The 12969-nt window shown below is 38.2% G+C and carries 11 protein-coding genes and 1 pseudogene; 3 read left to right on the top strand and 9 right to left on the bottom strand.

Features of this window, described 5'->3' with window-relative positions; translation table 11 throughout:
* Positions 1–30 precede the first annotated feature (30 nt).
* The 5 genes from B2X72_RS20905 to B2X72_RS20885 all read right to left on the bottom strand — a co-directional run bounded on the left by B2X72_RS20905 (position 31) and on the right by B2X72_RS20885 (position 3004).
* Entirely contained in the window at positions 31–474 is a 444-nt protein-coding gene (locus tag B2X72_RS20905; RefSeq protein WP_286851335.1) for a transposase, read from the bottom strand.
* Entirely contained in the window at positions 471–995 is a 525-nt protein-coding gene (locus B2X72_RS20900) for an IS110 family transposase (RefSeq protein ID WP_286851333.1), read from the bottom strand. Before B2X72_RS20900 ends, B2X72_RS20905 begins: the two co-directional genes overlap by 4 nt.
* Before the next feature lie 329 nt (positions 996–1324).
* On the bottom strand, positions 1325–1879 hold the full coding sequence (locus B2X72_RS20895) for an NADPH-dependent FMN reductase (RefSeq protein ID WP_286851331.1): 555 nt from the start codon (positions 1877–1879) through the stop codon (positions 1325–1327).
* A complete protein-coding gene (locus B2X72_RS20890; RefSeq protein WP_145329494.1) occupies positions 1879–2376 on the bottom strand; it encodes a DUF2480 family protein in 498 nt (165 codons plus the stop codon). The genes B2X72_RS20895 and B2X72_RS20890 overlap by 1 nt, the downstream gene beginning before the upstream one ends.
* A 1-nt stretch (position 2377) precedes the next feature.
* Positions 2378–3004: a superoxide dismutase gene (locus B2X72_RS20885; RefSeq protein WP_145329497.1), complete on the bottom strand. Its 627-nt coding sequence runs from the start codon at positions 3002–3004 to the stop codon at positions 2378–2380.
* Positions 3005–3233: 229 nt separating this feature from the next.
* On the opposite strand from B2X72_RS20885, the gene B2X72_RS20880 reads away from it, so the two are divergent.
* From B2X72_RS20880 to fabF, 3 genes are all read left to right on the top strand, one after another.
* Positions 3234–3818: a helix-turn-helix transcriptional regulator gene (locus tag B2X72_RS20880; RefSeq protein ID WP_201670582.1), complete on the top strand. Its 585-nt coding sequence runs from the start codon at positions 3234–3236 to the stop codon at positions 3816–3818.
* Between the two features lie 84 nt (positions 3819–3902).
* A complete protein-coding gene (locus B2X72_RS20875) occupies positions 3903–4496 on the top strand; it encodes a TetR/AcrR family transcriptional regulator (protein ID WP_075991866.1) in 594 nt (197 codons plus the stop codon).
* 61 nt (positions 4497–4557) lie between these two features.
* A complete protein-coding gene (gene fabF, locus B2X72_RS20870; RefSeq protein WP_145329506.1) occupies positions 4558–5796 on the top strand; it encodes a beta-ketoacyl-ACP synthase II in 1239 nt (412 codons plus the stop codon).
* A 546-nt stretch (positions 5797–6342) separates the two neighbouring features.
* On the opposite strand, the pseudogene B2X72_RS26715 reads toward fabF, so the two are convergent.
* The 4 genes and pseudogenes from B2X72_RS26715 to B2X72_RS20855 all read right to left on the bottom strand — a co-directional run.
* Positions 6343–6504, bottom strand: a pseudogene (locus B2X72_RS26715) (transposase); the annotation flags it as partial.
* Positions 6505–6563: 59 nt separating this feature from the next.
* Positions 6564–8075 carry a SusD/RagB family nutrient-binding outer membrane lipoprotein gene (locus B2X72_RS20865; protein WP_088160943.1) on the bottom strand — a complete coding sequence of 504 codons (1512 nt, stop codon included), beginning with the start codon at positions 8073–8075 and terminating at the stop codon, positions 6564–6566.
* A 44-nt stretch (positions 8076–8119) separates the two neighbouring features.
* Positions 8120–11353 (bottom strand): SusC/RagA family TonB-linked outer membrane protein, encoded by a 3234-nt coding sequence (locus B2X72_RS20860; RefSeq protein WP_088160942.1) that lies wholly within the window; start codon positions 11351–11353, stop codon positions 8120–8122.
* Between the two features lie 614 nt (positions 11354–11967).
* Positions 11968–12852 carry an AraC family transcriptional regulator gene (locus B2X72_RS20855; protein WP_088160941.1) on the bottom strand — a complete coding sequence of 295 codons (885 nt, stop codon included), beginning with the start codon at positions 12850–12852 and terminating at the stop codon, positions 11968–11970.
* Positions 12853–12969 lie beyond the last annotated feature (117 nt).

The following is a 12969-nucleotide window of genomic DNA, read 5'->3' as shown; positions in this document are numbered from 1 at the left end:
TATATTAAATTCCAAATTTTTTATAACTATTTATTCTGTTGAACATGTATAATTGTCAACGTAATCCGTATTCGATATAATAACTGCAAAGGCCTGTCTTAATAATTTATTTATAACAGCCATTAATGCCACCTTGCTTGATTTACCTTTAATTTTTAAACATTCATATAATTCCCTACACTGGGTATTATATCGGATTGCCGACCAGGAGGCAATATAAAGTAGCGAGCGAAGTTCTGGATCGCCATGACGAGTAATGATTCCTTTAGTTTTAATTGATGTTCCCGACTGCTGATAGCTGGGACATACGCCAATGTATTTTGCGAATTTTTTAGCTGAATTAAAATACTCAAAACCACCAGTTGCCATTATAAGTTCAGTCGCGACTCCATTTCCTATCCCTTTAATAGATGTCAGGTGATCTAGCTGTTTTGAAAATTCATTACGGGTTACGGCGACTATCTTAAGATTCAATTCTTGTATTGCTTTTCAATGAAAGCAATACTCTTTTTTAGAGCTTTGTTTGCCGTTTGGTCGACTTTTGGTAGCGCGAGAAATGATTCCTGAACATTTAAAAGCATACGTAATTGCTTCTTAAATTGTCGAAGTAGAGTTCGTTTTTGCCGAAGTCTTTGAATGGCCAAGCTTGCAATCTTATAAATATCAGGTTTCATTTTTTCTCCATACATAGCAATTAACTTAGCATCCAGATTATCAGTTTTTGTGACACTTAGCATCATCTTGGCAAAGTGATTAATCTGTTTAGGATTTACCATGGACACAGCTATATGTGCTTCTTGGAGCAAATAGAGCAAAAGAGTGCTGTACGTTCCTGTAGCTTCCAGGATACATTGGTAATTGTCCTTATGAAGTGTGGTGATAAACTGTTTAATACCTTTACAATCGTTCTTAAAGATTTCCGAACGATAAGCGTTTTCTGTAGGGTAAGCAACCGTAAAACTGATTTTGCTTACATCAATTCCAATCCATTTCATAGCATTGATTTAATATAAAATAACATCTATAAAACTATCGTCGTAAATGCAGATTTTAAGATCCATCGAACTATCCAGTTTTGAGATGAAAGAAAGCGTGTGACGAAACGTCCTGAGCGGTATCCTGCTACCAACGAGACAACTGTCTTAACCACGCATTCTTCAAATCTAATAAACATATTATGAGATTAAATCAAACATACGACGAGACATTAAAACAAAAAAAGAAAGCGGATGAACATCTTACGAGCTGTTCATCCGCTTATCTTTTATAGACTATTTTATATCTACTTTTTCAGTGCCCTCGATAATTTGAGTGACTTTTTTTATCAACGAGATTCACTACTCTTTTTCGTAGCAATATCGATCAGCAAGTCCAGCTTACACTGGTAAGCCGAAGACAACCCATTTGGATTGTCGGACTCAAAAAGCCCAGATTTCATGATGGGCACACTAAAGGGCAATGTCCAGGTGCGGAGCGACTTCGCGATAGCATCCATTGCATTAATGCCCTGTAGTGCATGCACACCATCGGCCCAACAAACCAGTCCGATATGTTTATCCGTCAGGTAAGCCGGTTTATTTTTAGCGCTGACTTCAAGCCAATCCAAACAGTTTTTCATGACACCGGGAATACTTCCATGATAAAGCGGAGACAACCAAAAATGTATATCTGCCTCAAGAAACAAGGTATTCATAATCTTAACAGCATTGGGTACCCAATTGAGACTCAAATCAAATAAGGGTATTCCGCTATCAGCCAAATTAAAAATAGTATTTTCAACCCCCCTTTGGTTCAGTTGGTCGGAAAAATAGTGTGACAATTTTCCTGATGTAGATTCTTGCCTTCTTTCCAAGGCGCCATTGAATATTAATGCTTTCATTATACTTTCCCTTTTTTAAAAATAACTTTTGGCATACCAACCTCACCATACATCAACGTCTGGACAATAGGAATCAATCGTTCTGTCGCTAACATATAAAGTGACGCCGGAATATTAGGACGGGCCCGTATGACAACTTTTTGCTGCTGAAAATTCGACAAATCTATCGCTTGTAAAGCCTGCATCCATAGGTCTATTTCCAAATCCTCCATCGCCTTAAAATCGTAATACGCTGCAACAGGATGAAGTTTTTCCGCCAGGGCCATATAGACCCAAGGCGGGATAATTGCGTCCACAGAACAGCTAATGGCAACCGCCTTATTTCGAAAAGCAGACCAATCCACCGCCGCCAAAGCTTCTCTGAATTCTTTTTCTTTAACGATTGCTTCCTGATACAACAATGTTTTGATGTCAAAACTTAGGATAGCAAGATCGGTTTTAAAATCAATTAGATCTAAAGCCAATATACCCGTGTTTTCAACTTTATTTATAAACATATCAAACCAAGCCTGCAATCACAGTATCGTATTTTTGTTCAACAACAGACCAATCCAAAAGCGACCAAAATGCATCCAAATAATCGGCTCTTTTATTTTGATATTTCAAATAATAAGCATGCTCCCAAACATCGACCCCCAAAATAGGGAAACCTCTGCCGATCGATTGTGTATCCATCAGCGGATTATCCTGATTGGGAGTAGCTACGATAGCTAAGGCGCCAGAATGTTTTACATAGAGCCAAGACCAGCCCGAACCAAACTGCCCAAGTCCCGCATTTTTGATCTTGGCTTTGAGTTCTTCCAAAGAACCAAAGGCGGCGTTTATCTCATCGGCTAACTTCCCAGTGGGTACCGTTTTTGGATTGGGCGATAAAATTTCCCAAAATAGCGTATGGTTAAAGTGACCGCCACCGTTATTGCGGACTGCTGGGCTATATTTACTTACGCTTGTTAATATATCCAATAGATCGTCAGCTTCGCCTGCTGTTCCTTCCAATGCCTTATTTAGATTGTCAACATAAGCTTGATGATGCTTTTGATGATGAATCGTCATGGTCTCGCGATCAAAATATGGTTCAAGTGCCGCATAGGCATATCCCAACTGGGGTAATTGAAATTTGTGCATAGTTTTATTGTTTTTATGATAAGTCAAAACTAGAGAATCAAACTTAATAAAACAACTAATTAGTTGTTTTATTAAAGTCATAAAAATAAATCAAAAAGGATAAACCTGTGTTTGAAACACATTTTAGAACAAAAAATAAAAACACTACCTTTGCTGATGTTATATAAAACAACTTTTTTATTGTCAAATGCAGAAGAATCCAGCTGATCGAATATTAATGTTATTAAAAATGCGCCGAGAAGCCACTGCAGCTTTGATTGCAACAGAGTTGGCTATAACAAAAGAAGGGGCCCGTAAACATTTATTGAACCTGGCGAATCAAAACCTGATTGTCTCCAATGCCCGGAGCGAAGGGATAGGCCGCCCTTCGACTTATTACAGTCTGTCACCGCAGGGCATGGCACGATTTCCAGATAGTCACGCCGACATTACAGTACAATTGCTGCAGTCGATTAAACAAGTGCTCGGCGAGAATGCTTTGGATCTACTTATCAGTGATCGGGAGTCTAAAGTATATCAAAAATATACTGACGCACTATCGGATATTGAATCCATCGAAAAAAAACTTGAAATTATAGCCGCAAAAAGGACGGCGGAAGGTTATATGGCAGAATGGAAAAAAGAGGCTGACGATTATCTTCTCATTGAAAATCATTGCCCCATATGTGCAGCAGCAACCGAATGTCAGGGATTTTGCCGTTCAGAACTGAATAATTTTCAGCAACTCATCGGTCCGGCATATCGTATATGCAGAACAGAATACATCATCGAAAATGCACCCCGCTGCACCTATCGCATTTCAAAGGCGAAATAAAACCCATTTCTAAGGCATTCCTGTACAAATTATTAATATACCAAAAAGTATTTTTTATATTTGCATTAAAAGAACAGGAATTACATGTCAAAAGCAGAACAGACACGACAATATATCATTGAAAAGACTGCGCCCATCTTTAATAAAAAAGGCTACTTTGCAACTTCGCTCTCGGACATCACGACAGCGACTGGTTTAACAAAAGGAAGTATCTACGGTAATTTCAAGGACAAGGATGACCTAGCTACCCATGTCTATACCTATCAGAGCAGAAAAATTTCAGAAGCTGTTAATCAGCAGATTATACAGCAAAAAACATCACTAAAGAAGCTTTTGTCTTTTCTAGATTTCTACAAGGACAATTTCAAAAATATCGCAGCTTCAGGAGGCTGTCCCATGATGAATGCGGCCGTGGAGGCCGATGATTCGCTATCTTTTTTAACCCCCAAAGTCAGACGTTCTTTTGACCTTTGGAGACAGCGGTTAATTCTAATTCTTGAAGAAGGGGTTGCAAGCGGTGAATTTAAACAGCATATTTCTGCTGAAAATTATGCCATCACCTTTATGGCGATGGTCGAAGGCGGAATCTTGCTTTCCAAGATTTCCGGACGAGGAAAAGATCTTGCCATTGTATTGGATAAAATGAAGGAAATGGTGGATCGGGAGATTAAGGCTTAATTTTTTTACAAAAACAAATACCAATTGGTATATTTATAAGTTTATATTAAAATAAAAAGAGATGAAAAGAGTTGTAATAACTGGCATGGGAACAATTAACCCGCTGGGAGAAAACATAGACATATTTTGGGATAACATTTTGCGAGGCGAAAACCACACAACGCTTATTAGCCGTTTTGATGCTTCGTTGTTTCGAACACAGATTGCAAGTGAAATTAAACACTTTCAACCTGAAAAATACTTAGATAGAAATGAGATTAAACGGAGTGATCTCTTTACGCAATATGCTTTATACAGTGCAGCGCAAGCAATGGAAGATTCGGGACTAGATCTCGATGCTATAGATCCATTTGATATCGGTGTCATCTGGGGTGTTGGCCAGGGCGGTATGGAAACTTTCGAAAAAGAGGTAGAAAGCTACGTAACAGGAGATTATAAACCAAGATTCAGCCCTTTCTTTGTTCCTAGACTTATCGTCAATATGGCTTCAGGCATGATTTCAATGAAGTATGGTTTAAAAGGAATCAATTACACTACCGTATCGGCTTGCGCCACATCCAATACGGCCTTTATGGACGCTTTTAATTACATTAGGCTCGGCAAAGCCAAAGTCTTTATAAGCGGCGGTTCCGAAGCCCCCATTACCCCGGCTTCAGTTGGCGGTTTTTCTGCTATGAAAGCCATGTCGAGCCGGCATGATAGCCCCCAGACTGCAAGCAGACCCTTTGACCGTGATCGTGATGGTTTTGTTATGGGTGAGGGAGCTGGAGCACTTATCTTGGAAGAATATGAACATGCCAAGCAAAGAGGTGCAAAAATTTACGCAGAGCTTGTCGGAGCTTCAATGACCGCAGATGCTTACCATATGACCTCGCCTCATCCCGAAGGGATAGCCGTAGCAAAAGCCATGTCACTGGCTTTGGAGGAGGCTAAAATTAATACCGATGAGCTCGACTATTTAAATCTCCACGCGACTTCAACCCCAGTTGGAGATATCGCCGAACTTAAAGCCGTACAACGAGCTTTTGGAAAGCTAAATAATCCATGGGTCAGTTCTACAAAATCAATGACAGGACATTTACTTGGGGCAGCCGGCGCTATCGAAGCAATCATTGCCATAAAATCCATCAACAATAATGTAATTCCGGCAACAATTAATATCGAAAATATCGATCCCGAAATTCCCGAGGGAATTCACATTGTCGTCAATCAGCCATTAGAAAAAGCTGTTCAAACCGCAATGAGCAATGCTTTTGGTTTCGGTGGGCACAATTCGAGTATCGTTTTCAAAAAGATTTAATTTTTTTTGAAATAACTCTTGACAAAGTGTAATAAACACACTATCTTTGTTGTATCATAATTTAGGTTTATAATTGGTTATTTAAGGTTTTCATTCTCCCCGTTTGAAAACCTTTTTTTATGCCTGTTCAATTCTTGTTATCAGCAAACTAGATTTTTTATTTTTAACCGATACGACAAAACTATTTGGCCCATTTATCCATTTACCAGATATAAATCCGTTGAGGACCTTCATTACCAGATATAAATCCGTTGAGGACCTTCAATAGTGTGTCACTGGTGTTATTTTTCAGAACGGAGTCCGTGTCTTATCTACTATTTAACCCCTTCTTCGAAGATCATTCGAGGCATTTTCGGGCCTTATTCGTACTTAGGAGCAGATAAGAGCGTTTTCTGACAGCCATGCTACTGTCTTATCTCCGAGTATAACTCGGACTCACCACGGACTCATGTCGCACTCACCACGGATACACCCAGACTCTGATACGGAGATGTATCGGAGGAGACACGAAACGATAGCGAAGCAGAGGTCTTGCGTCCATGCCATAATCAGAACATTCAAAATCCCGCCCCTGTCATTGATGACTAAATGAAGCTTGTAGCCAGCCCATTGTAGATTTTCCAACTTCGGCTATTCCTTTAAATACCCTCTATTCGCCTTAATCCGCTTATTCATGCAAACCCTAACCGGTGTAGAATCGAAAGAAATCATAAAAAAACAGCGGGATAACCGAAGTTACCCCGCTGCGTAAAAATAAACATGTGAAACTATTCTTTGCCATTATCTTTAGCCCACCATAACCGCTTACCCCAATTGTAATCCACAGTTCCAGCTGCAGCCGCGTTAACATTCTCTGTATTATACAAATACTCATTATTCGGATACGGCAAACGCCATGGTTGATCGGTGTGTACTTTTTTGAATTTTTGAATTTTCGAAGGATAGTTTGTACTAGGTATACCAGTTCTTCTGTACAGGTTCCAAGCTTCAAAATTTTCTTTAAACAAAGCTACCCACATGTCCCAGTAAATACGGTCTTTAGTATTATCAAATTTACCTGCATCAGCGAGATAAGCCGCGATGTCATCTGTTGCGATATTATTATCTTGCATGGACAGTGTAACCCCTGTTTCATAGGCCGTTTTTGCGGAAATACCAACATTGTATCCGGATAAAGCAGCTTCAGCTAACAGGTAATACGTTTCACAAGCCCTATAGAAAGGTACCGCTCCAGCAGGATCATTGATATAATGATCGCCAATCCAAGAAATCGAGGTTGAAGGAGACGGATTTGTCAATGAACCATTTACAAATCCAACATACTTGCCTTCATTATTTTTTCGGGCGATAGAAGCTATCCTTGGATCTTTGGTCTCAATTAAATGATCAATAAAAATATCAAACATTCCCCAATTATTGATCCGGTTACCGTTGATACCTGATTCATACCAAGGTTCCATATAGGGTAAAGTACCAGGGAAAAACATCTGGCAGTTTTCTGCGTTTGTCTCAATAATAGGATATTTCTCTTTATTCTTGGCAATTTCCTCAATAGTCGATTTTGCTAATGCAGGCGCAACAGAAGAAATCCGCATTGCCATCCGTAAGCGCAACGCGTTACAGAATTTTTGCCACCTTAACATTTGCTCCTTTATATCCGCACTTCCACTATTGGTTTTTCCATAGATCACATCATAATCCCCCATTTCATCCGTACCTATCCCTGCCGCCATTTCATCCGCAATTGATTTAAGATCGGCCAATACAGCAGGGAAAATATCTTCCTGTTTATCATATTTAGCTTTCAAGATGGAGCCGTCCTCTGGACGCCCTTGAAATGCTTCTGAGTAAGGAATATCTCCCCAACCATCCAATAAATAAGACCACATATAATTATTCCATATCCTGGCAACAATCCGAATATTTTTGTAACTCTCTGCTGCACCATCTGTTTTCTTCAATAAATCCTTCATCTGAGTGATATTGTAGTAACAAGCAGCCCAGCGATTACCATAGGTATTATTCGAAGGAATTAATCCCCCCAAATTGTCTGGATATTGAATTTTAACAATATAACCTGCAAATGTACCATACCCGTCAACGTCACCACCAAATTGGTCTCCGGCATAACGCATGACATTTACTAACATGTTTTGCGGAGGGACATCTGACAATGCATCTGGATCGGTATTAATTTTTTCAAAATTTTTAGTACATCCCGACACCAATAAGGCGGCTAGAATTGGTGTATATTTAAGTTTTTTAATCAAAGTATTCATAAGTGTAAAATTATTTTTATTACGTTTTAAACCTAATAAAGAAATTAAAATGTAAAACCAAGTTTAAGACCTATACTTCTTGAATTAGGAACAGTCGCTTGTTCAAATCCTACTCCTCTTGAATCACTCGAAACACCACCTGCTTCTGGATCCAAACGCATAGTATTAGATTTATGAACCCATAACAAAGCTAAATTAGTTCCCGTAATAGAAATATTGGCACGTTTTATTCCTTTTATCTTACTATACAAGTGTTTAGGCAAGTTATACGAAACATAAGCTTCTCTCAATTTCAAGAAAGAACCGTCGAAAACATACATTTCAGAAATACCGCCGTTTTCGTACCAGTCTTGTGCACTAGTTTCAATCGTATTTTCAACCCAGCCATCTTTTCCGTCCGACATTGCGAATCTTTCATTTGTCATTACATCCTTACCAGCTACAATTGCACGTTCGCGAATGCCATTCGCTGCTGTAATTTCTGCAATACCTGTCGTATAACCATGGGCCATAGTTTGCGACCACACATCACCACCTTTTCTAAAGTCGAGCATAAATCCAAACCTGAAATCCTTGATAGTAAAATCGTTGCGCATAGAGGCTAAGAAATCGGGTACAGCTTGACCAATATCCTGACCATCCAATGGTGTAGAAACCAAACCATTATTACCGACTTTTATTGCTCCCTTCATTGGACCATCTTCTACACGATCAAAACCAGAGCCAACTAAAGTTCCCCAAGGCTTACCAACGGATGCCATATTGGAAATACCCCAAGTCCAGCCAAGTCTGTAATCTTCTAAGCCCAATTGCGGATAAAGTTCAACGACCTTATTCTTATCTCTTGAGAAGTTAATGGTCGTTGTCCAATTTAGCCCATCTCCTCTTTTTAGAATGTCGCCTCTTAATTGCAATTCAACACCTTTGCTTTTAATTTCACCAGCATTTAGGAATATAGAACTAAAACCAACCACATTCGATGTTGCCACCTGAAGCAATTGTTTTTTGTTGGTTTTATTATAGTAGGTAAAATCCACATGTAGGCGATCTTTGAATAAACCTAACTCAGTTCCGATTTCGTATGAGGTAATTGCTTCGGGTTCTAAGCCCTCAATTGCATACGTCATACTCTTATACATCTGAGCTAAATTATTATAGGAATCTGTCTGTGCATAGTAGTAATTTCCGTTTTGATACGGACGAGTTGCATTACCTACCTTAACAATGTTGAACCTCAATTTCCAAAAATTTAAATAATCACTTTTTAATCCTTCAAAACTAGCCGTAGGCAACCAACTTAAACTTGCTGAAGGATAAAAAAATGATTTTTTCAGCGTTGAAGACCAATCATTCCGCGCGGTTAAATCTAAATATAACTCGTCTCGCCAACCTAAATTGGCTTGTGCATAGACAGAGTTTGATCGACCTTTAGAATGATCCATTAAAGTATAGGCATCTCCAATTTTATTACTGATCGTATAGACCCCTAGTACATTCAACCCTCTGGCTCCTAACGTGTTTGTTTCAAACTGATAATCCCGATAATTTGCACCCAAAATCCCTGTCAAGCTCAGTTCTCCAAATTGTTTATTGAAGTTTGCAATAAAATCTGCATTGAATTCGGAATTACTATTCTTCATTTCATCGAATTTTCCATTCCTGTTGTCGAAATTAAAATAGGTTGTCTCAAAAGTATGCGTATTATAATAATCCAATCCCACCCGACCTTCAAATCTCAAAAAATCAAAAGGTTGATAATACAATGAAGTTTTCCCAAAAATACGATTCATTTTGAGAGCATTTTGAGACTCATGCATGGTATAAAATGGATTCATATGATAGGCGGAATTCCAGTTGTAGTACGTATAATTTCCGGCCTCATCACGCTGATCCCAATTATTTTTCAGATCTTGCATATCTACCTGACGGCCGAACCAGATCAACCCATTCATCGGATTAGCACTATCGTAACCTTGCATTACGAGATTATTACTTTCAGTACGTGTGAAATTACTCATAATGTCATAAGAAAATTTATCGCTTAACTTATATTCATTATTTAACTGGGCTGTATATTTCTTTTGATCTGTATTGGGTACCGTCCCGCGCTGATCTCTAAAGGAAATGGACGCCCGGGTAGAAGACTTATCTGTTTTAGAAAGTAAAGAAATATTATGATTTTGAGAAAAGCCTGTTTGAAAAAATTGCTTGACATTATTTTTATGGGAATTCCATGGAGTTGCTTGGCGTACACCGTTAACTTCAGGGCTATTAAATTGTGGAATCATTAACCCAATATCCATTCTAGGCCCCCAAGATTCATCAATATTATCGTTGACACCAAATTCTCCTGTACCATCTACATAACTAAAAGAATTCTTAACTACATAATCCTGATAAGATTCTCCTCCTCCTAAAGTATTGTAACTATATTCATCTCCTCTTGACCCTTGACCATATAAATTTTGATACTTTGGTAAATTGACTACTCTATCAATAGAAAAATTACCATCGTACGAAATTTGTACGCCATTGGCAGCGCGTTTGCCTGATTTGGTAGTAATCATAATAACACCAGCGCCTGCTCGCATACCGTAAAGTGCGGCTGCTCCACCTTTCAAGATATTTAAGCTTTCAATATCATCTGGATTAATGTCATTCAAGCCCGACCCATAGTCAACCCCTGAATAAGTATTATCTCCCGAACGTTGTGCTTCATTTGTAATGGGAATACCATCTACGACAATCAAGGGTTGTTGATCTTTCTGTAACGAAGAATTACCTCGGATGGAAATACGAGCTGAAGAACCTATTGCACCCCCAAATTGATTAACTTGAACTCCAGCAGCTTTACCAGCCAATGCGCCCGTTAAGCTATGTTGCCCAGCATCTGTCAATTCACTCGCCTTAATTTCCTGCGTGGCATAACCTAAAGATTTCTTATCTCTAGTAATTCCCATCGCAGTTACCACAACTTCGTCCAAATTGCGCTCATCAGTCGTTAATGTGACCTGAAGTGAAGTCTGATTGGTCAAATTTACTACTTTACGGTCATAACCCACTGCTGACACACTTAATGTCCCCGCCTGCTTATAGTTAATCGTAAATTCACCATTTTGTCCACTTTGGGTTGCTGTTCCATCTCTTAGCGTGATTGTAACTCCAGGGATAGGTTTCCCGTCTTGGTCGATCACCTTCCCCTTCAAAACTGTCTGTGCGTATACTGCCGAGCTTACCAAGAAGGTAGCAGCTAGCATAGCGATACTTTTTCTGTTCATAAGTTTAGTTTCAGATGTATTAGTTTATAGTGCTTTTTGTAATAACTAAGTTATAAGTACTTGATTGGCATTGATAACTAAATTTTAACAAGTATTGCCCAGTTATTAACCCAAAGTGTTAAATAGCTAAATTTAACCCAACCAATCACAACATAAAAAACTCTTACACGAGTACATCTTCACAACAATAGCCTACCTATCCACTCCCCACACACCGATTTACAAGTAAAACTACAGAAACATATTAATCTAATTTATTTTACTACATTTTTTGGTAATTTTATTGGAAAAAGCTTTAAAAAACCAAAATAAAAACCAAAAAAAAGAGAATTACCTACATTTTTCACAAGATATTTCAAAAAAAACTTAAGATAAATAGCTTTTAAAAAAGTTTAGGCACATAGGAAAGAAAAAAGACATCTAAATAAAAAAGAATAAAATTCTGCCAAGAATAGCCATATGCGTTCCATTCTTAGCAGAATTTTACTTCCGAATTCATATAGTTTAAAAGTCTAGCCAACCGAGCCGCTAGCGAGATTAATTAAGAAATCTAGACTTATTTACTCGTATTCCTTATTCCGGTACAATCTAATTCTCCATTGGAATTTCTTGAACTAAATAACAGAATAGAGTGTTTGTTTATATTGCTGCACATATTCCTTTGGATTGCAGCCCACAATTTGCTTAAAAACTCGGTTAAAATTAGTAATACTATTAAAGCCGCTGTTGTATGCAATAAACGAAACACTGTCTAGGTGTTCTTCGTTTAGTTGATTACAAACTTCTTTGACTCTTATCCGGTTAAGATAGGTCACAAAAGTAACACCACAATGCTTTTTAAAATATCGACAAAATGCCTGCGGAGTAAGATTTGCATGGTCAGCAACATCTTCCAGCGTAATTTCGTCTTTAAAGTGCTCCTTAATATAATTGCAGATGAAATTAATGCGATTTGATCCGTGCATCGTATCAAAGGCAACTTCTACCCGTTCGTTACAAAGTGCTTCCGCCTCCCGTGAAATATTTGCCAATGCTCGTAATAAATAGAAAAAGTGCATTAACTTATCCATCTGATCAGCTGACTTCAATTGACAAACCCGTTCCGATATCTGCTCAAAATACGTTTCCGGCACCTTAAATCCTCTAGAGTTATTATAGATAAATTGATTCAGCGATTCAAATTCATCCAAAGAAAATAGTGATTTCAGTTTACCATTGGGATCAAAAAAGATAGAAACAGAACGTGATTCATTGGAAAGACCATCTTGGGACGCAGACTTAAAAACATGTGGTTGATTCGCACCTAAAAAGAATATATCATTTTCCTTAAAGGGATGGAGCGTATCTTCAACAATCAAAATTCCACTACCCTTTTTTATCCACATTAACTGAGCCTCCTGATGACGATGAAAATAGGGATAGAAAGCTTCCAAAACATCTTCTTGCACAGTTAAACTTTGCCCTCGGGTTGTCGGCACGTTAAATTGAAGCGTTTTCATAGTTTATTTAGTTTTATGTTTACTGTTTAGTAATATAAATATAACAACTACAATGGAAGATTACTTCTTGCAAACAAAACATAAAAATACTATACCAAAATATGTTTAGAATCCGAC

The sequence above is a fragment of the Sphingobacterium sp. UBA7253 genome (genome assembly GCF_002472745.1).
Lineage (GTDB): Bacteria > Bacteroidota > Bacteroidia > Sphingobacteriales > Sphingobacteriaceae > Sphingobacterium > Sphingobacterium siyangense.
This window is presented reverse-complemented; position numbering and strand designations above follow the sequence as displayed.

Bases quoted from the DNA above. Each gene is read 5' to 3' on its own strand.
- B2X72_RS20900 (WP_286851333.1), bottom strand. From the start codon at position 995: ATGAAATGGATTGGAATTGATGTAAGCAAAATCAGTTTTACGGTTGCT.
- B2X72_RS20895 (WP_286851331.1), bottom strand. From the start codon at position 1,879: ATGAAAGCATTAATATTCAATGGCGCCTTGGAAAGAAGGCAAGAATCT.
- B2X72_RS20890 (WP_145329494.1), bottom strand. From the start codon at position 2,376: ATGTTTATAAATAAAGTTGAAAACACGGGTATATTGGCTTTAGATCTA.
- B2X72_RS20885 (WP_145329497.1), bottom strand. From the start codon at position 3,004: ATGCACAAATTTCAATTACCCCAGTTGGGATATGCCTATGCGGCACTT.
- B2X72_RS20880 (WP_201670582.1), top strand. From the start codon at position 3,234: ATGCGCCGAGAAGCCACTGCAGCTTTGATTGCAACAGAGTTGGCTATA.
- B2X72_RS20875 (WP_075991866.1), top strand. From the start codon at position 3,903: ATGTCAAAAGCAGAACAGACACGACAATATATCATTGAAAAGACTGCG.
- fabF (WP_145329506.1), top strand. From the start codon at position 4,558: ATGAAAAGAGTTGTAATAACTGGCATGGGAACAATTAACCCGCTGGGA.
- B2X72_RS20865 (WP_088160943.1), bottom strand. From the start codon at position 8,075: ATGAATACTTTGATTAAAAAACTTAAATATACACCAATTCTAGCCGCC.
- B2X72_RS20860 (WP_088160942.1), bottom strand. From the start codon at position 11,353: ATGAACAGAAAAAGTATCGCTATGCTAGCTGCTACCTTCTTGGTAAGC.
- B2X72_RS20855 (WP_088160941.1), bottom strand. From the start codon at position 12,852: ATGAAAACGCTTCAATTTAACGTGCCGACAACCCGAGGGCAAAGTTTA.